Raw genomic sequence first — 19,883 nt, 5'->3', positions numbered from 1 at the left:
AAGCGATCTCTGGTTGAGTGATGGCCGTTCAGTGGAACAAGTACGAAAGGCAGCCTCGCGGGACAAACCGGACTCAAGCAGCTGCAGCTATTGCTGACGCAGCATTCCTTTGCCTAGCTCAGAGATACGACAACGTTCCCGACGGTAGACTTTGCGTCAACGGTATCGTGGGCTCGTGCAATTTGCTCCAAAGGGAAGTTCGCATGGATGGGTGCACTGATCTGATTGGCTTCGAGCATTTTGGTCAGATCGTCCGTTGCCGCGTTGATCACAGCGCGTGGAAGCATGAAGACGATGAAGAAGCCGAACCGCATCTGTTGGATAACAGCACCGACCATAGGGAATGCTGCCTCAAAGTCGTCAGACCCGTAAGCAGCAACAAAACCGCCATTTTTGATGAGACCCGGCAGAAGCGTTGCGTTGGCGCCAAGGTTGACTTCAATGATGTGGTCGACGCCCAACCCATTCGTTAGTTCCTGGATGCGTGAGACGAGATCTTCTTTTTTGTAATTGATTACATGATCTGCTCCCGCCGCTTCAGCTGAATAGGACTTGGACAATGAACTGACTGTTGCGATCACCGTTGCCCCTTTTTGCTTGGCAATCTGGATTGCGTAGTTGCCAACGGCACCTGCGCCGCCCTGCACCAGAAGAGTTTTCCCGGCAACCGGTCCATCCATCGTAACCGCATGATAGGCTGTGAGCAGAGGAACGCCGAAGGTTGCTCCGGCCGCAAATGATACGTTGTCCGGTAGCACAACGGCATTCTCTTCCGGTGTGACGGCGTATTCTGCTGCCGTTCCATCCGCACCGCCCCATTGTACGGAGTGCAGCCAAACCCGCTGGCCAATCCGATCTTTGGAGACACCCGCGCCCACAGCTTCGATCACACCAGCACCATCATGGTGCGGCATCACGTGAGACCACTCACCCTGGATTGGGAAAATCCCGGCGCGGGTCTTGGTGTCTGTTGGGTTTACGCCAGAGGCGTGTAGTTTGACCAGAACTTGCCCGTCAGCGGGTGCAGGCTTGTCCCAATCAACTATCTTCAAAACGTCCGCAGCCGAGCCTGTTTGCTGATATATCGCGGCTTTCATCTCTCTTCCTTTCAAGGTTGTGCAATCCGCATGACAAGGCTGTCCGGGCAAGTGCTGTTTCGCACTTGCCCGCCTCATGTCTCGGATAGTGAGGGGGTGGTAGTTAAGAAAAATCTTCGGGTGTTACGTCAGGCGGCGTGTTGTCCATGTCAAACAACAACTTCCACTCACCGGCATCGTTGCGGCGGTAGGCAAGCGCCACACGCCCGGTCAGATGCGCATCTTCTGGTGGCGTGACACCGGCGGGTGGCTCGAAGTAGTAAGCGCCCAATAGAAGTGCCATATTGCCTTCGATAAAGGCCGCCTCTTCTTTGTGGTGCAATGTGCCTTCGACCATTTCGAATGCCTGTTGATACCAAGGCTTAATCTGATCAACACCGCGCATCAAAGCCGCCCCGGCATTGGCATAGATGCTTTCTGGATCGTAGAGCGTGAAGAGCGCATCAATATCCTTGGCGTTGAACGCCGTCATCCACGTGTCCAGGTTTGCGCGCACCTTGTCGAGTTCTGTGTTATCCAACATGAAGACCTTTCTATTCTTAGACCTGACGAAGGTCAGATGCGGTGCAAGTGCGACTCACGTCGCCGTTTCATCATCAAAATAGCAATCTGCGAAAATGCTTTCTACATGCAGGCTTGTGTGCTACTTACACTTATGTGAGTGGTTTCAGCGGAGACTTGATGAATGTCATATGACTTGGAATTAGACACCCCTATCGAGGCGTGCCCCGTGGAATTTGCTGTGGGTATGATTGGTGGCAAATGGAAGCCGATCTTGCTGTTTCATCTCATGCCGGGTGCAAAACGTTTCTCTGAGCTTCAGCGCCTCGTGCCCCATGCGTCAGATCGTATGTTGACGCGATCTCTTCGCGAATTGGAGGCCGATGAGCTTGTGCATCGTGAAGTCTTCCCTGAAGTCCCTGTTCGGGTCGAATACTCCCTCACCACGGATGGGAAGGCACTTTATCCAATCCTGGCTGAGATGAGCAAATGGGGCGAAAAACGATTAAGCGCCTGAGCTGCTTTTCTTAGGCGGTTTTCTATTTCGCAACGCAGCTTCAAGCGCCCGTCGCGTCCAAAGGTGCAAGCTATCTTCATCATCAAAGATGTCGTCTGGGGCGCGGTAATAAGGTAGTGGCACAGGTTTTTTCTGCAGTGGATAGACGTACTGCTCAGCGCCAGCTTCTTTGAATGCGGCCAGAGTTTCAGCATCAGCTTTCAACCACAGCTCGTCATCTGCGACGATTGCGAAGAAAAGCCCATCACAATAGATGCCGCCCGCACCAAACATTTTCAGCGTAGTGATGTTTCCAAATGGTGCGAATAAGTCTTCGTAGAAATCGGATTGCATCGGTTGCGGCTTTGTAAGTGGGATCTGTAGTGTCGCCTCTGCCCCTTAGAGCGTTCAACACCACAGATCCTCCGGGGGGTTAGAGCTTATGCCGCGAAAACGGCTTGAATTTTTTGCTCCGCCGCATCGATCCCAGCAGCACGCGGCTCATCGCCCATATCCAGGCCATTTGCGGCAATGATATTGACCGACTGAATACCCATGAACGCAAAAATATGGCGTACATATCCGGATTGAAAATCCGCCGGGTGTGGATTATCCGCAGCTCCGTCGCCATAGTCTCCACCGCGTGCCGAAATGACATAGACAGGTCTATCTTTCAAAAGTCCTTCGGGACCTTTCTCGCTGAAGCCAAATGTTTTGCCTGCCCTGGAAACATGGTCAATCCATGTTTTGAATCCGCTGGATATCGTGAAGTTGTGCATGGGAGCAGCAATCACGATCATGTCCGCCTGGTGTAACTGCTCTATCGTGGAATCAGAGGCTTTTACGGCCTTTGACTGATAATCGTTCAGAGTTTCGGGGTTGCGAAGCAATGCTTGAATCAATTCACCATCAAGATGGACAGGAGGGTTTGCGCCAGCATTCTGGCGCAGCACAGTTCCGTCAGGATTGGCTTTTTTCCATTCAGAGACAAACTTCTCAGTGAGTTGACGGGAAACAGACGTTGGATTTGGGCTTGTATCAATTACAAGAAGGGTGCTCATTGTTGTTGTCCTTTCAAGGTTTGGCAATCCAGATGACGAGGCTGTTCGGGCAAGCGCGATTGCGCGCTTGCCCGCCCCGTGCCTCGGATTGTGAGTGGTGGTTAGCCGCGGACCGGCTTAGGCACGCTGATCGGGCAGTCGATGAAGTAGGTCCAGCCACCGTTAGGAAGCTGCTTGGCGACTTCTGTCGAGGTGCCGCCACCCATAGGCGTGCCGTCCTGGCCTTCCATGGTCCAATCGCCCTGAAGGAGCGCCATGTCGCCATTGATCATCTCGCCGGTAACGCGGGCTTTGAGGATGGCGCGAGCTTCACACGGACCGGCGAAAATCTCGCGCACTGCGTCGTGGCCGACAACCGGCTCAGCGTTGTCGGGATCCAGTGCGATGCGGACATCTGGGTGGAACATGGAAACCACGCCTTCGAGGTCTCTGTTTGCCATAAATTCCGCGACGCGCTCGACAATCTGGTGAGGGCGTACTGCGATTTTGCGTGTTGTTGGGGCAGATTGCGCCAGTGCAGTCGTTCCGGTTGCTCCTGCAAATGCTGCGGCACCTAGAGCCGAAATTGCGTCGCGCCGTGTCATAGATAGTTTTGGCATGGTCATTGCATATTCTCCTTTCACACTGATTAGAGTTTGAAACCGCCTTCAACTTTGATGGCGGTGCCGGTTATGAAGCTGGCCTTTGGTTCACGGAGGAAGGCAATGAGCCATGCATCAAGGTTAGCGCGAGCCATATCCCGGATTGAGAGGGGGGCGGTTACCTGCGAACCGGCTTTGGTACGCTGATCGGGCAGTCGATGAAGTAGGTCCAGCCACCGTTGGGGAGCTGCTTGACGACCTCTGTAGAGGTGCCGCCGCCCATTGGGGTGCCGTCCTGGCCTTCCATGGTCCATTCGCCCTGAAGGATAGCGTGGTCACCATTGATCATTTCACCGGAAACGCTGCCTTTGAGGATCACGCGGGCTTCGCAAGGACCTGCAAAGATTTCACGCACCGCGTCGTGGCCCTGAATAGGCTCAGCATTGTCGGGGTCCATTGCGATGCGCACATCTGGGTGGAACATGGAAACCACGCCTTCCAGGTCTCCGGCTGCCATAAACTCTGCGACGCGTTCAACAATCTGATGCGGGCGCTCAGCAATTTTGCGTTCTGTCATGATTTTCTCCTTCGAAAGTGAGGTGTGTTGAGCGACTCATATGAATGTGTCATGATCACAGGTAGCAATCCGCTAGACAGCTATCTACATGCGGATGTGTAAGCTACTGACAAATATGTAAGTGCACCTTATGGAGGCGCAATGAATGCCATTCAATTTTGACTCGGAAACCAGCTCGGAGGACTGTCCAGTGGAGTTCGCCGTTGGGTTGATCGGCGGCAAATGGAAACCTGTGTTGCTATTCCATCTGATGGTGGGGGCAAAGCGCTACTCAGAGCTTCAGCGCCTAGTATCCTATGCTTCAGATCGTATGTTGACGCGATCTCTTCGCGAATTGGAAGCGGATGGGCTCGTGCATCGCGAGGTCTTCCCCGAAGTGCCTGTTCGGGTCGAATACTCCCTCACCCATGATGGCGAGACGCTTTACCCGATCTTGGCTGAGATGAGCAGATGGGGCACACAACGGCAACAAGCTTTAGCTTCCTGAGCTTCGAAGGGGGTCTCATTGCCAACGATCTAAGAAATGTGCAATCAACCTTCCAGTGCCGACAACCAATGACCGCTCTTCCCTCGATTGGGTGATGTTGATTTTCCGCGATGGTGGCGACCTCTGTGCTGCGAGCGCACGCAGCGAGAAACAGCAATGACCGCCTTGGGCTCCTTTGAGACATTCGCCGCGTCCCGCATAAGTGTCAGGTTTTGGGTTCTAGGAGGGAAGGCCTTGGATAAAAGCCCCTGCACATCGCAGTTTGGGTGTTATATGCACCGGTCTCTCGTTGAACGCCCGATCTGCTGTCACATGCCTTCGATATTGGCATTTCAAACCTCGGCAAATTTCTTAACGATGTGCCTCAGCAAATTATTACCCTCGGCGATGAGATCGAGGCGATCTTCGTTCTTTTTCACCACGGCTGCCCACGCCATTTGATCTTGTATGAAATCGTCAATGATCGCTATGCGCTGCCCACGGCCCATTTCCTTGGTTTTGCTTTTCAGCGCCAACAACTCGTCAATATGCCCGAGTAGGTTGGGAGAAAGTTCCTGATCTTTAATGAGATCATGCAAGTTCATCGGCGGTGGCGCGTCGGGTATCTGCCTGATCCAGGAGATCGCCAAGGCGGGTCTCAGCATGTAGAAATACGTTTTGAAGCTCACCTCCTGGCTCTCACCAACATGCTTGTCCCACTGTTTCTGTGCCAGGTTGCGATAGTGGTGCAGACAGGCTTCGCCGTAGGTTGTCTTGGCTGCGAAAGCAATCAGCTGTTCGCATATCGCGTCATTCCATCTGTACCTGATAGGACTGGATAACCATTCCAACATCACAGGGTTAGGTTTGATCAACAAACCAAGCGCTTTGCGAATATCCCACCCGTTTATGTCCCAATCGCCCTCAATGGGCAGTTCGATGACATCGCGACCGGGCTCAATACTCAGATACCAGGCTGGCCGATGTACATAGATGAAGCGTACATCGTAATCACTGTCGGGAGACGGGAAACCCCATGCGCGGCTGCCGCTTTCAATGGCGAACAACACTCGGACATCATAATCCGCTTCTAAAGCGGTAAGCTTAGATTGGATGACCTGCTCGATCTCAGGCGAAACGCTAGAGGTGAAAGTTGGACGGGTCATCGTGTTTCTCGTGGTGTCAAGACAGCCATCTGGGATGTTACAACATAGTTTTTGTCAACAGGACCTAGGGAAGAAATCGCGGAACTATGGCCGTCGGAGGCGGCATTATCATGTCCCAAACCTTACTATTGTTGGTGAGCATGCGCGGTAGAGCATCTGGCCAACTCCGCCGCGCACTGGTTCAAATATCCGTCGAGACCACCAAGTCAGATTAACTCGTCACTCTGGTCGCTAGTTCCCGAACCACGTCCCGTGTCTCGTTCGGGTACGCACGAACAAACCCAGCCTCGCAGGGGATTGTCTCAACTTCTCTGCGATCCAGTGCCGGACCCAAATGGATCGCGGCGATCTCAAACTGCTCTGCCATTTGTCCCAGCGTTACATAGTGTTTTTCAAAAGCCTGAATACTCTCTTCAGTGATGTAGCAACGATAATGCTGCGTGTCCGGGTTTCGCAGCTTTACCTGCTTAAGGTATCCACAATCCCGCAAGAGCCGGATTGACCCGATACTAATTCTCAAGCGCGCCGCTGCATCCAGAAGCGACAGATCACCAGAAAACACGCGCTTCGATCTCAAACTCGGCGAATGGCTTGTGCGACCAGACATTAGCTGCCCTTCGTAACGTCCCTTCTGCGTTTTTGAATTTTGCGGCGGCGGTTTCATAGTCCAAAATTGTATCATCAAGTTTTAATGCCTTGATTGCGCCCGGAATGATCACTGCCAACAAGGCAAGGCCCGCTACTAGAACCTGATTTTCCTCGCTTTGCTTAAGCACTGTGCTCGCTGCGCCAGCTCCAGAAGCGGCGGCAAGTATCCAGAGTGCGCCACGCATGCCTTTCAACCATTTGAGCCAGATGTAGAATGTAGTGGAAGTGTAGATCGTATTACGCGCTTGCTCCGCGCATTCTGCCACCAAGGCTGAATGTGCCGCGGTCAAGTCACCATTTCCGGGATCACATTTCCGAATATCTTCTGCCATTCTGCACCCGCCGAAAGGTTCATATTGTCACGCTCAAAGCTACAGGCTTTCTCCGCACGCTCATAGGCCGTCCAAGCCTTGCTCCGCCAATCATCACCGAGGTCAATCCACTCGAGGTACCGGCCAGGCATATAGAAACCACCGCCTGCTCTGCCCCACATGTACAAAAAAGTATCTCGTATGATCCAGTCGAACCAAAACTCGTTGCTTCCGCCCCAGCCCATTTGTGCGAGGGCCTCTTGAACTAGCCGTTCGATATGGAATGACTTGATTGGTACATCGCAGTGCTGCTTCCACTGCTTTACGATCCGGGTGATTTTCCGAACGTTCCCGTTGAACGACTGATCAGAGCAATCAAGGTGATAAATCTCTGCGTTAGGATCGATTGATTTCCATCGTCCGCCATCATTTGTGTCGCCAATAACTACACCACCATCTTGCCCGTGAAAGGCGGGAACTACTTCGATCTTGATGCTATTGAATTCAATGACGACAACTTGGCCATCGCCACGTATCCGCGTTTGTGGATAGGTCGTGCCCAACGAACCCCTAACATGTTGCAGCAATTGCGAAGGTTTGTTTCCTTCTCGCACATTAAACTGATGAAAAACCTCCGCAGGAAGGAAGCATAGTAAATCTATATCCGAAGGCGGGTGAATGGCAGTACGCTTTCCCCAAGAGCCGGCCAGCATGTAGTATCCTACACAGCTTTCGTTGCGATAGGCTCGATTAACAGACCGGATTACGCCGCCCAGTTTGGTCTCAGCATCTTCAACCTCTTGTGGGAGCAGACTCAGATTTGATTGAATGCTTTTAAATCGGCGCGTGACGTATTCCCACTGCCGGGAGCCTACAGAATTTGAAAAGAGGCTTGGTTGACTTAGTAGCATTTCTTCAAGGTAGGGGCTCTAGGTTTAGATTCCAAGATCGCCTCAAGCACTACATGTGTGAATTTTTTGGGTCTGATAAACGAATTGCACAAAGGTCTGCTTTGGCGCCCCTTTTGACTTTGCAAAGTCTGCTTTCCTGCGCACAGCCGCCGCTCTTGAGGCGCAGTGCTGCAGACGCGGCGAACAGCAACTTGGTGGCCCTATTACTTTTTGAAGTTTGACAGAAGGGTTCGATCGCAAATAGCGGTAAGCCCTCTTTCCCATCACCTTCCTTTCGTGGGCCAGCGGGATTTGGACAAGCAAACGCCCTTGGCCGTCAGGGCGAGGGCGCGGCCCTCCCCCTCGGGCAACGCTATTAGACAGGACCGTGTCCTCGGCCGTGCCTGCGGGCCGCACCACCCCTATCGAATAGCATTGCCTCGCCCCCTCCCGCGTTCGCCACGTGGCAGATCGGCAGAATCAGGCAGCTTCGCTGTCTGATCTGCAAATCAGCCCTGATTTTCCATAAGGGAAGCCAGATCAAACGAAACTGTCTGCAGGAGCCTTAAAATGGGATATTTGGGTCAGTTTAAGACGCGAAGGCCAACATCAATTGATGTCCAACATCGGGGGTGCCTTCCGGCGTCGAACGTTCACCCCATTTCTGGTCCAACTGTGACGGTTGGGTCAGGTTCGTGTGACGTTCAACACAGATACCAATGGCGGACCGAGGAGGATTCGAACCCCCGACCCCTTGATTCGTAGTTCAATGAACTCAGTATGTGCTAACTATACTTGTGATTCCATACCACAATTTTTCAATACCTTACAGGAACACCCTGAAGACGAAGAGTGGAAACACACAACATGTAGCCAGCACATTTTCAGGCACACCCCTCTTCGCCCCCGATAGAACGACACCCTACAAAAACTACCAGACCGCAAAAGAAAATGACCCTACCCAAAGCCCGGAACTGCCCAAATTGCGGCCTAGAGTTCCAGCCCCGACGCCGCAACCAAAAGTACTGCCAACCCAACTGCCGCAAAGGTGCCTATCAGCAGAAAGACCGGAAGAAGAACCCGGTAAATGCCAAGTCTAGCCCCACCAAACGTAGAGGAAACACAGAGTTCTTTGAGCTCGCCAACAGACTGGCAGAAGACATGTACTCAATGAAACCCTCCGAGAGATTGGGCTTTATGAAGGACCTCGTTGATCAAGCTAGGAGTGGCAATCAGAAGATCAGGGAAGTCCTGACCAACCAGTTCATTTTGTACGCCACAGTTGATGAGTATCCATGGCTGTTCCACCGACGCTCAAGATCATTCCAGAACATTACGCAAGCGGCGAATGCCTACTGCAGAAAATTCTGGGGGACAGGCGTGTTGGAGATCATTCTCGAGGATGTGCCAGAACCTGAGACTGGTGAGGTACCAACCGAAGCAAATGGACTCTCAGTTGACCCGGCTAACCATCCGGATCGCCAAAACGTCGTCACCATATATTGTAATGCCAAACCTAAGTCTGGATTAGTCGAGACCAAGGAAACACCACTGGTACGTGTACCAATTGCACTAGGAGAACTGAAGAGACAGCTAAGAACCATCCCTGATTACTCGCGAAGGCTGAAGGAATTTTCGACCCCGTTGGCGGCATAGGCAAACCAGAACTTTTATACAGCCATCCGAGTGTATTAGGTTTGGGACCGAAAGGTTACCTAGCCATCATTCACTGTAGATGCAACGCGAGCTGTTTCGAATGGGCACAATACTCCGGAAGCGTGCAGGAACTTAGCTTTCTCTTGTTTCGGCTGATTAGAAAATTACCTTGCTCTAAGGATTTCGGTCAATTTGAAGACAGTTGTCGAGGGATTACCCTCTTGATCGCCTTCCTCCTCCCGTCGATTTTGTTGCGTCTTGGCTCGCTCTTCTGCTTCATCACAGGCCTCGACAATGTCTGAGAAGTCAGCAGTTTTCCCAGATTTTGGATCATAATCGGCAATAAGTTCTTTGGTCCTCTTCTGGGCTTGATGACGATCACAGGGTGCATCACACATTTCGAAGTGTAAGTTAATCCAGTGCTCAAAACATGGATCAGAGTATGCGTAGTTTAAACCCGCGTCTTCACAAACTTTTTTTGCTTCAGCATATCGAGATACTTCATCATCATCTCGGTCAAACACAGCCCAAACTTGATCTCGCTCTTCGTAGGAGTTTAGTTTCCTTCGGCGGCGCGCTTTGATCAGACCGTTTTCTTGCGCAAAAGAAACGGCAGCAGATGCAACGCTATGTGCGACACCGTTTGGTCCATGGATTCTTAGTATCTTTGTGCCTTTGGCGTGCTTCGCCAATACGGCTCTTAGGTAATCCGGTTCGGTGTTCTTTCCCTCAGAAAACAAATGGATTGTCGGTGGCGCTATCCGCTTAGCAGGCTCTCGCCTATGCGAGTTTCGAGGTCTTCTTGGCATGAATAATTTGTCTTCTTAAATGGGAACCGCGCCAAAGCGCCCTTGCAGATACCCGCGTTCGATATCATCACTCAGCCGAGTTTGAATGTCCGTAAGCGGGTAAATGTGTGTTGAGCCAATCTCATCTTTTTCAACGAACCACACTTGGTCTCTTCTCAAGCATTTTCGTTGAAGCAAATTCGTGTCATGTGTGGTGGCTAGAAGTTGAGCACCATGTTGATTTGTATATGGACTAGAAAACAACTCCAGTAGCAGCTCGGCAGCGTGAGTGTGGAGGCTAAGGTCTAATTCATCTACTATCAGTACGCCTCCAGTTTTTAGCACTCCGAATACCTTTGGCAACGCAGATAACAGCCTGAGCGTACCAGCGCTCTCTAGGTAAATTGGAAAGTAGTGTTGTTGTTCGTCGGCTCCTCGGTGAGCCAATTCAACTACTTTGTCTGGCAACTCTCCAGTGTCAATTTCAATGTCTGCATCGACTTCCTTCATAATGGACTGCACTGCAAGGCCAAGTTTTTCCGTAATCTTCTTTTCTTCATCGGAAACTTGTTTGTCTTTGACTCTGTAGCCCACCACACCGGTATTAATTTTTTTCAGGAAATCGATAACTTCATCGCTTATTACCCAATGATGGTCGTCCTTGATCCGCCGTTCAGCCGCTGCACCCGACATGCTGAGACTTGTTTCGACTTGAATGGAGTCAAAAAAGTCAAAGATAGGTGTCAGAATCTCATGGCCATTTTGAGCCGCTGCTGACAGAAAAAGGCTGTTATTTCTTGTAAGTTCGGAAATCACTGCATTCTTTCCAGTAAGGAACTTACCAAACGAGAAATCCTGGCGGTTTCGCTCAAATAGCTTTCGGGCCTTTCCGTAAGGAAAGGAATACAACCACTCGCCCTGCACGAAATCTTTCTGCAGGTCGAAACCATAGTTGTAGCGGACCCCATCGACGATGAAATTACATTCAAAAGTCGTGGGCACAGCATTCGCTTCGCTATGCAAACGGAATGGGTTCCGGGTTGGGATCGCCCCTTCCGGCTTACCACGCGTCTGAGAGTATAGAATCGTTTTGATCATTGCGTGCATCGCTTTGATCATGCTTGTTTTGCCCGCTGCGTTTCCGCCATAGACCAATGCGACAGGAACAAGACGCTCGTCTTTTAGGGCTTGAGTAGCGATCAAGCCATGCTCAGGACCCTTCAGGTTAGACGCAACAAACGAGATTTCTTGACGTTCGTATATGGAGCGGTAGTTCTCCATCTCAAATGAGATAATCATTTTTCCCTCGAAGGCAGACTATGCCCTTTTGAACTCCAAATATGTCAATATTTTGCAAATATCCACAAGTAAATGCACATCACGCTCTATTTCATGGTTATTTTTACTCCGTACTTACAGGTGTTTTTGTTTCGTTCTTCGTTGAGTGACCACGAAATGCGACCCAACTAGGTTCAGATGTGAAGTTGGCTTTCTCTTGCCGGAAAGCACTGTCAGGTATCTTGAGCGGCGCGCCACGAAAATCACACTCCCATGATGGTTTAGCACTCAAGCCAATGCGTTAAGAATTCCGACTACGAAACAACAACAAAAACAACTCTCTAAACCCCCTGTATTTTGAAGCCACTTTCCCAACCCCTCGCCCCCCCACTAAACCTTGGAAAATCTTCAGGTTTCACACTCTTCGCCCAGCGCAGAAGGGCATCCAAGCACCTGTCAATAGACTTTGCCCAATTGGCAGACACAGCGGAAATGCTGTCACTGAGAACTTCGAGTTACCTAAGTGTGTCTGCGTCGTGTGGCCATCGGATTGACTGAAAAGCGGACAAAGCGGCAGTTCGACAATCGAAATTGATGGTCAGATTTTAGCTTCCAACGACCAATCTTGCGCTTTGACCTCAAGGGCTTCGTCTCGCAGATAGAAATGAAAATGCCGCGCTCCAAGGCCTTCCATCCTGATCCAAGGTGTGGCGTCCATGTCGTCTCGGGTATTGCCAGAAATTTCGTAGAACTCGCCCCATGACGGTGCAAGCCCGCTAAAACGGCATTGGCCCCCATACCAACCATGGTCATTTACTGGTGTTACACGATACCGCTCGCAGCCTTTGAAGCAGACTGTGATTGCAGGTATGTTCTCGTATTCACGATAAACGTATGGGTTTGGCCGCATATGGGCCAATAGCGTTTGACCATTCTGATCAATCTTGAGGCCGACATTGTTTGGATGCGCGTTCCAATCTTCATTGAGGCGCGTAAATGTCGGCAGATCGTTAGTTTGGAAATGCCAAGGCAATTCGTCTTTAGGGATCCAAGTGACGAAAAGACGATCCGGACGCCGTGCCAATGGCTGTAGACTATCCGTCGGTTCGTTGATTAAGACGGCAACACTGCCCCGCCCTGCCATCTTCCAGCCCGTCAGGCAATTCCTTATCCGCCGACCATCGACCTGAGTAATCGACAAGTTTCGATCTGCAACCTGCAATACGTCTCCTGGATCTGGAACATGTGTGAGCTGATCCAACATCAGGATAGTGCGAGGATTCCCAGCTTCATCGTCTGGCAGATTAAATACATCGGTCAGGCGACCCTTGGGTTTGCGCACAAAGTTACTCCAAAAAATTCAAACTGATCCTACCAATCATGGGGAACCTTTGGAAGCGGACGCTCGTAAACCGCACAACATTAGCGAGATATGGGATCAATGCGGTCACCAGATCATTGCCATCTGTCTTCCATCCGATGTGTTGTGAGGTGGCCAACTTCCAAACAACAACAATAACAACACTTATAACCCCTACTTTTTGAAGTCGCCTTCCGAACCCCCCACCCCCTCTTCGTTCTGAAATGAATTCTCTCTGGCCAACTGCCCAGCGCAAAAAGGCTTCCTGACCTCTGCCGATAAACCTTGCCCGTGTGTCAGCCTCAGAGCGTGGCGCAAATGTCTGTCTATGGAGTCAGTTTCGACTTTTGGCAGACCCTTGCCACAACTTCTAAAACATCATTGGCAGACAAGGAGACCATCACATGATGATCGGATACGCTCACACCTCGACATTGGAACAGAAAGCGTCCCTAGAGGCACAGAGAGAGTCCCTGAGGGGCGTTGGTGCGAGAAGGTGTACGAGGAACAGATAAGCTCTGTGGCCCTCAGGAAGTCCCTCAACGCCGCTATGGAGTTCTGCCGGGAAGGTGACGTTTTGGTTGTGACCAAACTGGACAGCCTAGCCCGGTCTGTGAAGCATCTCGGGGAGATTGTGGACGACCTAGAAGCTAGGAATATTGGCCTTCGGGTGCTGAACCTAGGCTTAGATACGTCAAATGCTACCGGGAAACTGATGCTGAATGTTCTGGGTTCCGTTGCTCAATTCGAACGGGAGATGATGCTGGAACGTCAGCGAGAAGGCATCGCCAAGGCCAAGGCGCTGGGCAAGTACAAAGGCCGGAAGCCGACGGCACCTATGAAAAAGAATGCGGTGCTGGACCACTTGGCCCTAGGTCACAGTAAAAGGGAAACCGCAGCACTACTAGGGCTTTCCGAGCGGTCCGTTTATCGAATTGTCGCTGAAAACCAAACTCGGGGTTTGTGTACGGAGAATGCCGGTCAATCAGTAATTTAGTGGAGAGTTAGCTTGGTAGACGCGCAGCCCTTACCTATTGCCTCACCTATGACGTGTTCAGACTACAATCGAGCAGGATATGTTAGATACATACTAGGACTTACAAAACTTCTCTGCGATAACACTGCGAGAATAGATGGAAGAATTGAGATGCTCTCGGAAAAGCGAAAAGAGAAAAACAAAAGCAATCTGGGAAAGCGCCTCAAAGACGCAAGAACCGCCGCAGGGTTCACCCAGAAAGCAATGGCTGATGAACTTGGCATCGAATACTACACGATGGTCAGTCAAATGGAGTTGGGCTACATCAGCATCCCTGCGACGCTTTGGGGGCCGATTGCTGACGTTCTGAAGATGGACAAGTCGGAGTGGGTTTTGCTCTGCCTGAACGAGTACCAACCAGAACTCTATCGTGCATTGTTCGAAAATCGCAGTCGCCGTGAAGTTACCAAGTTCCTGACATTGCTGCGAAAAGGGCAACTAGAGAACACCCTGTCCGACTAACAACATACGTGGCCGAACAAATCGGCTTGACCATTATGTATGGAGTTACTAAACACTCCATCCGAAACTAGCGACGAGGATGAATGCCACCAGAATCGAACAAGATACAAGAGTATTGCCAACAGAAAGTATGGAGTTACTAAATACTTCTCCTGAAACAACCAGCACGCATCACGCCGCAAATAGAAAGATCATCCGATGCAAATCTACAAAAGGCCCAATTCAACCTTCTATTACTACAGATTCATAGTGAACCATCGTGAGTATAGAGGCTCAACCAAACGTCGGGACAAAGCCGGGGCTAATCGCGTCATGATGGCCGAATACCATCGCATCATGGACATACGTCAGCATGGAGAGAAACCCGAGGTCACGCTTCGTGACGCGTTTCAACATTGTGTGGACAGCGTGAAAGACAAGGCCAAGGCAACCCATGACAGTTATCAGAACAGCATGAACAAGTTGCTGGGGCTGCGAGAGCGCTTCCAAGGCTTGTGGACTTTGGATCAAGGCAGGTTCATGTCCGACCTTTCTGATGACGATCTGGAAGATCATCTTCAAGCCCGATTGGACGAAGGATTTAGCCAGAACAGCATCAACATCGAAGTTCGGTTTATGAAGAGAGCATGGAACCTCTGCCGGAAGAAGCACAAGGTCAACCACGACATAACCTTCGTGTTGCCTAAAGGCTTCGTCAAATGTCGCTCCCTGTCAGAAGCAGAAGAACGAACGGTCATTGACTACTGCATTGCCAAACAGACCGAATTCCCCGAAGCCTCGGCATGGTCGAAGGCCCACGACCTATTCATTTACCTGATTGATACAGGGGTTCGCCTTCGAGAGGCGACACTGGTCGATTGGGGGGCTATCGACATGCGGGAGCGCTATATCGACAACTACAACTTCAAAACCAAGAAGGAGGTCTTTGTTCCCATTTCTGACCGCCTGTTTGAGGTTTTGTCCTCGCTGCAAAACCAACCCCAGCCTTTCGTCAGTATGGACAGGGCCATCAAGAACCTAAGGCGAGCCATCACTGAATGCTGTCCTTCAAGCCCCCGTGTTTTGGTTACCCAAGGCAAGGCAACGATCCACTCCTGCCGGGACACTTATGCTACGCGGATGCTGAACAACGGCATGAGGCTGGAAGAAGTCTCTCACCTTCTGGGTCATGCAACCATTGTCCAGACTCAGAAGTACGCCAAGTTCGCCAAGAAGGAAGTAGCTGATAAAGCACGGCAAATGCTCAACGCACGTAAAGTCGCCTGATCAAAAAAGACATGGCACACTATCGGGAACAGTATGGAGTTACTATACAACCAATGGCACTCAAAGCACCACGTAAGTTACTGATTTTGTTGGATACCAATGGCGGACCGAGGAGGATTCGAACCCCCGACCCCTTGATTCGTAGTCAAGTACTCTATCCAGCTGAGCTATCGGTCCGCGTTGGTGAGGCGGTATGTAGACCCACGTCAGAGGACGTGCAAGCCGATTCTTCAAAAAACTTTTTAAAAAGTCACGTCGCCCTGCGGCAGCCTGATTTCAAAGGTTGTTCCCTCGGGACCAGTCTGGGTCAGAACCAAGTCGCCACCATGCCCCCGCACCAGTTCTTGCGAGATGGCAAGCCCAAGGCCCGACCCTCCTTTGCGCACCCCGCCTTGAAACGGAGTGAACAGGTTTTCGCGCGCTCGTGGGGGCAATCCGGGGCCGTTATCTCTGATCTCAACACACCAGTCATTTTCGTGTACGCAGCCAGAAATCGTGATCCGGCCCGGCTTTCCGGACGTCACCAGCGCCTGACGCGCGTTGCGCACAAGGTTCAACATCACGCGGAAAATCTGCTCAGGGTCTGCACGCGCCACGAGATCTTCAGGAACTTCGTTTAAAATCTCGACGCAGGCATCGGCAACGGCGAGCTTTTCACTTGCCACAACATCCTCGGCCACGTCGCGCAAAGGCACCATTGTCAAGGTCGGTGCGGGCTCTTCCGCCCGGCCAAACGCCAGCGTATTTTCACACAGGGACACAGCCCGTGTGATCGAGTTGACCAGCTTCGGCGCCATGCGCCGCACCAGCGGGTCATCGCTGGCCTCGATCCGATCAGTGAACAGCTGCGCCGACGTCAGGATGTTACGCAGGTCATGGCTGACCTTGGCCACAGCACCACCCAGCTGCGCCAGTCGTTCGCGCTGTTTCAAAGCTTGCGTCAGTTCGGTCTGTAACTGCTGAAGCGCCTCTTCAGCTTCGCGCAACTCGGTCACCTTTGAATTGGGCGAGATGATCCCGCGGGCATCTTCGGGGGCGCTTGCATAGCGCTGCATGTACCCCACGACGCCTTTGATCGGTTTCACCAGAACAACGCGCACGGCAAGGAACAGGAAAAACGCAGTGATAATCGAAATGACAAAGGACAGGCCCAGAATACGCAGGCCATAATCGGTCATCGCCATCCGCAGCGGCTTGCTGTCGATGGTAACTTCGATTAGCAGCCCCGCGTCTTTGACCGGCTCACCGATTACGCGAATGACTTCGTTTTCCGGGGTGAACAGGCGTGACATGGCGTCCCGGATCAATATCCACGGCCCGGCGTCACGCAGATCATAGGTATTGGCGATCTGTTCGGGGATCGGAGAGGACAGCATTAGCTGCCGAATTTCGTCGCGCCGCAGGACAACATTGTATACACCTGCATTGACCAGCAATTCGGCCTCAAGGTCTTCGGCCAGCATATCATCGGCCAGCAATGCCAGCGAGGCGATTTGCGCACGCTCCAGCCGGTTCAGCAGGAAATCTTCGCGAAACCGCGCGATCGAGGGGACAAAGATCAAGATTTCGGCCAACATGACGAAGACCGTCGTCAGGATCAGAAATCGGCCCGACAGCGAGTTCACTATACGCTCCTTTTCCGGTCAGGGTATCCAGCGCTGGACGAATCCGACCACTCGTTTAACCATTTGATTCTCAAACAGCCTTGGCGTGAAATAGGCACCTGCCACGCGTTTGTTAAGCTCTCCGATCGTCGGATAGGGCGAAACCATCGCGGCGATCTGCCCCATCTTCAGGTTATTGGCCAGCGCCAGCGACCACAAGTTGATCAATTCGCCCGCCTGATGACCCACGATTGTGGCACCCACTGGGCGGCCTTTTACGACCATGACCTTAATGAAGCCTTTCGTCTTGCGTTCGGTTATGGCGCGGTCGTTGTGGTGATATTCAAATCGCGCGATCTCGACCTTATCGCCATGCTGGTCGCGGGCTTGCGCCTCGGTCAGGCCGACCTGCGCCAGCTCCGGGTCCGTATAGGAGGCCCAGGGTATATGCGTCGTTTTTGCCTTAGATGGCAGGCCAAACAAGGCCGAGCGGATGATGATCCCGGCGTGATATCCGGCCAAATGTGTAAATTGCATCCCGCCCGCCACGTCGCCAATGGCATAGACCTTACGATTCGTGGTGCGCAGCGAGGCGTCCACCTTGATCCCGGTACGGGTTGGTTCGATCCCTGCGGCTTCCAGATTAAGGCGGTCGGTATTGGCCTTGCGTCCGGCAGCGACCAGCAAATGCGAGCCGGTGTAGATGTCACCATTCTCGGTCACGACATCGACCAGCCCGTTATTGTCCCTGATTTGGGCAACCATCGCCTGTTCATGCAGAGCAACACCCTCGGCGCGCAAAGTGTCCAACACAACAGCTGCCGCGTCAGGGTCATCCTTGCCCAGCGCCTGCATGCCTTCGATCACGGTCACTTCGCAACCAAGCCGGATATGGGCCTGTGCCATCTCAAGCCCGATAGGGCCACCACCGATGATCAGCAGATGCTCGGGTTTTTCACGCAGCTCGAATATGGTTTCGTTGGTGTAATATGGCACCTGATCCAAACCCGGGATCGGCGGCACCAAAGGCGACGACCCTGTGGCAATCACCACCCGCCGCGCCTTAATCAGGTGATCGCCCGCCTGCACCTGCGTCGGGGAAACAAAGCTGCCGAATTCGCGGATCACTTTGACCCCGAAGCCTTCAAAGCGTTCCTGGCTGTCCATAGGTTCGATCTGGGATATCACGTCACGGACGTGGTCCTTGGCGGCGGCATAATCCACTTGCGGCACCACGTCTGCCACACCCATGGCTGCGGCATGGGCCTGCCCGTAAGCTGTCTTGCCGCTGGCGATCAGCGCCTTGGAAGGCACACAGCCAAAATTCAGGCAGTCTCCGCCCATCTTGTGACCTTCCAGCAAGATGACGTGGGCCCCCATCTGACTAGCCCCGGCAGCAACAGACAAGCCACCCGACCCGGCCCCGATCACCAGGATATCCGTCTTCAGTTCTTGCATGAGTTCAGGCGTCCTTTTTGCCGCGCAGGGCTTTGATAACTATCGGCAACGCGGCCAGCACGCACAAGCCTAGTATGGGGCCGATTACGAAAGGTTCCCACAGCAACGAGACATCCGGCGTCTCGCCCCGGTCGAACACGCCACCCAAACCGACCCCGATCCAGGTGTACACGATACCACCCGGAATGATGCCCAGCGCTGTGGTGATCAGGAAGTTGCGGAATTTCACCCCAACCAGTGCCGGCACCAGATTGGCGACAAAAAACGGCACGACCGGTACAAGGCGCAGCAGGAACAGTACCGAGATTTCATTCTTGCGCAGGCCATCCTTGAGCTTTTTCACGGTGCCTTCCGAGGCCTCAAGACGTGCGGTCAAGGATTCACCCAGCCCCCAGCGCGCGGCCAGAAAGATCGCCGATGCACCGATGGTGGCCGCAAAGACGTTGAAAACGGTTCCGGCAAAAAGGCCAAACAGAAACCCTCCGGTCATGGACGCCACAGCCGCGCCAGGCAGCGAAAAGGCGGCGATGACAATGTAGATCACCACAAAAGCAGCCGCCATGGACCAATAGTTCGCGTCCCGCCACGCCAAAAGGGCTTCGCGGTTGTCGCGCAACGTCTCGAACGTCAGATAATCGCCCAACGTAAAGAACCCCACCGCGGCCACGGCGAGAATCACCAGCAAAGGTACGTGTCGCGCAAGTCCTTTGCGCGGGGTCTGGGTTGTCTCGCTCATCAAGCTGTCCGGTTTGGTCCGTTTCATTCTGCCCCCAACATGCGCCGCGCAGGACCCATGCAACAGGGACCTCACGCGGCATTGATGCAAATGGCTGGTAATGTGAGGGTTTGAGGCCATAAAACCGCTATTTTGAAACCTTTTGCGTGACGCCGTACCAGAATTGTTGCAAAAGGCGCCAAAACCCCCACCTAGGGGTTTGACTTACCCCCCGCTACCCAGTAGAGGACGGGCTTCGAACACTAGGGCCAGGCGAATCCGCGCCGCACCCGACCGCTATAGATTGGAGACGGAGCGATGAAACGCACCTATCAGCCTTCGAACCTGGTTCGCAAACGCCGCCACGGTTTCCGCGCGCGCATGGCCACCAAGGCCGGCCGCAAGATCCTGAACGCACGTCGCGCACGCGGCCGTAAATCGCTGAGCGCATAAACCGCTCACCGAT

Annotated in this window: 21 protein-coding genes, 1 tRNA gene and 1 pseudogene; 7 read left to right on the top strand and 16 right to left on the bottom strand. The window is 52.5% G+C overall.

The genetic code is table 11. The features are described 5' to 3' along the window. Nucleotides 1-113: 113 nt before the first annotated feature. Nucleotides 114-1,097: an NADPH:quinone reductase gene (locus AB1A64_RS00475; protein ID WP_366549588.1), complete on the bottom strand. Its 984-nt coding sequence runs from the start codon at nt 1,095-1,097 to the stop codon at nt 114-116. A gap of 103 nt (nt 1,098-1,200) precedes the next feature. Then, complete coding sequence (locus AB1A64_RS00470; protein ID WP_366549587.1) at nt 1,201-1,620, bottom strand: nuclear transport factor 2 family protein; 420 nt, start codon at nt 1,618-1,620, stop codon at nt 1,201-1,203. 162 nt (nt 1,621-1,782) lie between these two features. Between AB1A64_RS00470 and AB1A64_RS00465 the strand changes: the two genes are divergently transcribed. Beyond that, complete coding sequence (locus AB1A64_RS00465; protein ID WP_366549586.1) at nt 1,783-2,115, top strand: helix-turn-helix domain-containing protein; 333 nt, start codon at nt 1,783-1,785, stop codon at nt 2,113-2,115. Here the strand turns inward: AB1A64_RS00465 and AB1A64_RS00460 are convergent. The 4 genes from AB1A64_RS00460 to AB1A64_RS00445 all read right to left on the bottom strand — a co-directional run bounded on the left by AB1A64_RS00460 (nt 2,104) and on the right by AB1A64_RS00445 (nt 4,313). Continuing rightward, a complete protein-coding gene (locus AB1A64_RS00460; RefSeq protein ID WP_366549585.1) occupies nt 2,104-2,448 on the bottom strand; it encodes a TfoX/Sxy family protein in 345 nt (114 codons plus the stop codon). The genes AB1A64_RS00465 and AB1A64_RS00460 overlap by 12 nt on opposite strands. 86 nt (nt 2,449-2,534) lie before the next feature. Next, nucleotides 2,535-3,155, bottom strand: coding sequence for an NAD(P)H-dependent oxidoreductase (locus tag AB1A64_RS00455; RefSeq protein WP_366549584.1), 621 nt, complete (start codon nt 3,153-3,155; stop codon nt 2,535-2,537). A 101-nt stretch (nt 3,156-3,256) separates the two neighbouring features. Next, complete coding sequence (locus AB1A64_RS00450) at nt 3,257-3,760, bottom strand: nuclear transport factor 2 family protein (protein WP_366549583.1); 504 nt, start codon at nt 3,758-3,760, stop codon at nt 3,257-3,259. A gap of 154 nt (nt 3,761-3,914) precedes the next feature. Further along, nucleotides 3,915-4,313, bottom strand: a complete 399-nt coding sequence (locus AB1A64_RS00445) for a nuclear transport factor 2 family protein (RefSeq protein WP_366549582.1) — start codon at nt 4,311-4,313, stop codon at nt 3,915-3,917. A 145-nt stretch (nt 4,314-4,458) separates the two neighbouring features. On the opposite strand from AB1A64_RS00445, the gene AB1A64_RS00440 reads away from it, so the two are divergent. Continuing rightward, nucleotides 4,459-4,800 (top strand): helix-turn-helix domain-containing protein, encoded by a 342-nt coding sequence (locus AB1A64_RS00440; protein WP_366549581.1) that lies wholly within the window; start codon nt 4,459-4,461, stop codon nt 4,798-4,800. A gap of 332 nt (nt 4,801-5,132) precedes the next feature. Here AB1A64_RS00440 and AB1A64_RS00435 read toward each other — a convergent pair whose 3' ends face one another. The 3 genes from AB1A64_RS00435 to AB1A64_RS00425 form a co-directional block, all read right to left on the bottom strand. Continuing rightward, nucleotides 5,133-5,945: a nucleotidyltransferase domain-containing protein gene (locus AB1A64_RS00435; protein WP_366549580.1), complete on the bottom strand. Its 813-nt coding sequence runs from the start codon at nt 5,943-5,945 to the stop codon at nt 5,133-5,135. Between the two features lie 548 nt (nt 5,946-6,493). After that, entirely contained in the window at nt 6,494-6,925 is a 432-nt protein-coding gene (locus tag AB1A64_RS00430) for a hypothetical protein (protein ID WP_366549579.1), read from the bottom strand. Beyond that, entirely contained in the window at nt 6,880-7,815 is a 936-nt protein-coding gene (locus tag AB1A64_RS00425; protein ID WP_366549578.1) for a hypothetical protein, read from the bottom strand. The genes AB1A64_RS00430 and AB1A64_RS00425 overlap by 46 nt, the downstream gene beginning before the upstream one ends. Before the next feature lie 930 nt (nt 7,816-8,745). Here AB1A64_RS00425 and AB1A64_RS00420 point away from each other — a divergent pair. After that, nucleotides 8,746-9,450, top strand: coding sequence for a hypothetical protein (locus AB1A64_RS00420; protein WP_366549577.1), 705 nt, complete (start codon nt 8,746-8,748; stop codon nt 9,448-9,450). 164 nt (nt 9,451-9,614) lie between these two features. Here the strand turns inward: AB1A64_RS00420 and AB1A64_RS00415 are convergent, their stop codons facing one another. The 3 genes from AB1A64_RS00415 to AB1A64_RS00405 all read right to left on the bottom strand — a co-directional run bounded on the left by AB1A64_RS00415 (nt 9,615) and on the right by AB1A64_RS00405 (nt 12,858). Then, entirely contained in the window at nt 9,615-10,259 is a 645-nt protein-coding gene (locus tag AB1A64_RS00415) for an RloB family protein (protein ID WP_366549576.1), read from the bottom strand. Nucleotides 10,260-10,274: 15 nt separating this feature from the next. After that, a complete protein-coding gene (locus AB1A64_RS00410) occupies nt 10,275-11,537 on the bottom strand; it encodes an ATP-binding protein (protein ID WP_366549575.1) in 1,263 nt (420 codons plus the stop codon). 577 nt (nt 11,538-12,114) lie between these two features. Further along, on the bottom strand, nt 12,115-12,858 hold the full coding sequence (locus AB1A64_RS00405) for a hypothetical protein (protein ID WP_366549574.1): 744 nt from the start codon (nt 12,856-12,858) through the stop codon (nt 12,115-12,117). 422 nt (nt 12,859-13,280) lie between these two features. Between AB1A64_RS00405 and AB1A64_RS00400 the strand changes: the two are divergent. The 3 genes and pseudogenes from AB1A64_RS00400 to AB1A64_RS00390 all read left to right on the top strand — a co-directional run bounded on the left by AB1A64_RS00400 (nt 13,281) and on the right by AB1A64_RS00390 (nt 15,640). Continuing rightward, nucleotides 13,281-13,873 (top strand): annotated as a pseudogene (locus AB1A64_RS00400) (recombinase family protein). A gap of 243 nt (nt 13,874-14,116) precedes the next feature. Beyond that, nucleotides 14,117-14,374, top strand: a complete 258-nt coding sequence (locus tag AB1A64_RS00395) for a hypothetical protein (protein ID WP_170787592.1) — start codon at nt 14,117-14,119, stop codon at nt 14,372-14,374. A gap of 312 nt (nt 14,375-14,686) precedes the next feature. Continuing rightward, nucleotides 14,687-15,640, top strand: coding sequence for a tyrosine-type recombinase/integrase (locus AB1A64_RS00390; RefSeq protein WP_366549573.1), 954 nt, complete (start codon nt 14,687-14,689; stop codon nt 15,638-15,640). Between the two features lie 100 nt (nt 15,641-15,740). Here AB1A64_RS00390 and AB1A64_RS00385 read toward each other — a convergent pair. From AB1A64_RS00385 to AB1A64_RS00370, 4 genes are all read right to left on the bottom strand, one after another. Further along, nucleotides 15,741-15,817, bottom strand: a tRNA-Arg gene (locus tag AB1A64_RS00385). 65 nt (nt 15,818-15,882) lie between these two features. After that, entirely contained in the window at nt 15,883-17,268 is a 1,386-nt protein-coding gene (locus AB1A64_RS00380; protein WP_366550235.1) for a HAMP domain-containing sensor histidine kinase, read from the bottom strand. 15 nt (nt 17,269-17,283) lie between these two features. Next, nucleotides 17,284-18,702, bottom strand: a complete 1,419-nt coding sequence (locus tag AB1A64_RS00375; RefSeq protein WP_366549572.1) for an FAD-dependent oxidoreductase — start codon at nt 18,700-18,702, stop codon at nt 17,284-17,286. 4 nt (nt 18,703-18,706) lie between these two features. Continuing rightward, nucleotides 18,707-19,438: a TVP38/TMEM64 family protein gene (locus AB1A64_RS00370; RefSeq protein WP_366549571.1), complete on the bottom strand. Its 732-nt coding sequence runs from the start codon at nt 19,436-19,438 to the stop codon at nt 18,707-18,709. 297 nt (nt 19,439-19,735) lie between these two features. Here AB1A64_RS00370 and rpmH point away from each other — a divergent pair, with 297 nt between their 5' ends. Next, entirely contained in the window at nt 19,736-19,870 is a 135-nt protein-coding gene (gene rpmH, locus AB1A64_RS00365) for a 50S ribosomal protein L34 (RefSeq protein WP_005980833.1), read from the top strand. Nucleotides 19,871-19,883 lie beyond the last annotated feature (13 nt).

The organism is Ruegeria sp. ANG10 (assembly GCF_040705255.1).
Classification (GTDB): Bacteria; Pseudomonadota; Alphaproteobacteria; order Rhodobacterales; family Rhodobacteraceae; genus Ruegeria.
Note: the sequence above shows the minus strand (reverse complement) of the source record. Positions and strands in the feature narration are given on the sequence as shown.

Bases quoted from the DNA above. Each gene is read 5' to 3' on its own strand.
- AB1A64_RS00475 (WP_366549588.1), bottom strand. From the start codon at position 1,097: ATGAAAGCCGCGATATATCAGCAAACAGGCTCGGCTGCGGACGTTTTG.
- AB1A64_RS00470 (WP_366549587.1), bottom strand. From the start codon at position 1,620: ATGTTGGATAACACAGAACTCGACAAGGTGCGCGCAAACCTGGACACG.
- AB1A64_RS00465 (WP_366549586.1), top strand. From the start codon at position 1,783: ATGTCATATGACTTGGAATTAGACACCCCTATCGAGGCGTGCCCCGTG.
- AB1A64_RS00460 (WP_366549585.1), bottom strand. From the start codon at position 2,448: ATGCAATCCGATTTCTACGAAGACTTATTCGCACCATTTGGAAACATC.
- AB1A64_RS00455 (WP_366549584.1), bottom strand. From the start codon at position 3,155: ATGAGCACCCTTCTTGTAATTGATACAAGCCCAAATCCAACGTCTGTT.
- AB1A64_RS00450 (WP_366549583.1), bottom strand. From the start codon at position 3,760: ATGACCATGCCAAAACTATCTATGACACGGCGCGACGCAATTTCGGCT.
- AB1A64_RS00445 (WP_366549582.1), bottom strand. From the start codon at position 4,313: ATGACAGAACGCAAAATTGCTGAGCGCCCGCATCAGATTGTTGAACGC.
- AB1A64_RS00440 (WP_366549581.1), top strand. From the start codon at position 4,459: ATGCCATTCAATTTTGACTCGGAAACCAGCTCGGAGGACTGTCCAGTG.
- AB1A64_RS00435 (WP_366549580.1), bottom strand. From the start codon at position 5,945: ATGACCCGTCCAACTTTCACCTCTAGCGTTTCGCCTGAGATCGAGCAG.
- AB1A64_RS00430 (WP_366549579.1), bottom strand. From the start codon at position 6,925: ATGGCAGAAGATATTCGGAAATGTGATCCCGGAAATGGTGACTTGACC.
- AB1A64_RS00425 (WP_366549578.1), bottom strand. From the start codon at position 7,815: ATGCTACTAAGTCAACCAAGCCTCTTTTCAAATTCTGTAGGCTCCCGG.
- AB1A64_RS00420 (WP_366549577.1), top strand. From the start codon at position 8,746: ATGACCCTACCCAAAGCCCGGAACTGCCCAAATTGCGGCCTAGAGTTC.
- AB1A64_RS00415 (WP_366549576.1), bottom strand. From the start codon at position 10,259: ATGCCAAGAAGACCTCGAAACTCGCATAGGCGAGAGCCTGCTAAGCGG.
- AB1A64_RS00410 (WP_366549575.1), bottom strand. From the start codon at position 11,537: ATGATTATCTCATTTGAGATGGAGAACTACCGCTCCATATACGAACGT.
- AB1A64_RS00395 (WP_170787592.1), top strand. From the start codon at position 14,117: ATGGCTGATGAACTTGGCATCGAATACTACACGATGGTCAGTCAAATG.
- AB1A64_RS00390 (WP_366549573.1), top strand. From the start codon at position 14,687: ATGATGGCCGAATACCATCGCATCATGGACATACGTCAGCATGGAGAG.
- AB1A64_RS00375 (WP_366549572.1), bottom strand. From the start codon at position 18,702: ATGCAAGAACTGAAGACGGATATCCTGGTGATCGGGGCCGGGTCGGGT.
- AB1A64_RS00370 (WP_366549571.1), bottom strand. From the start codon at position 19,438: ATGAGCGAGACAACCCAGACCCCGCGCAAAGGACTTGCGCGACACGTA.
- rpmH (WP_005980833.1), top strand. From the start codon at position 19,736: ATGAAACGCACCTATCAGCCTTCGAACCTGGTTCGCAAACGCCGCCAC.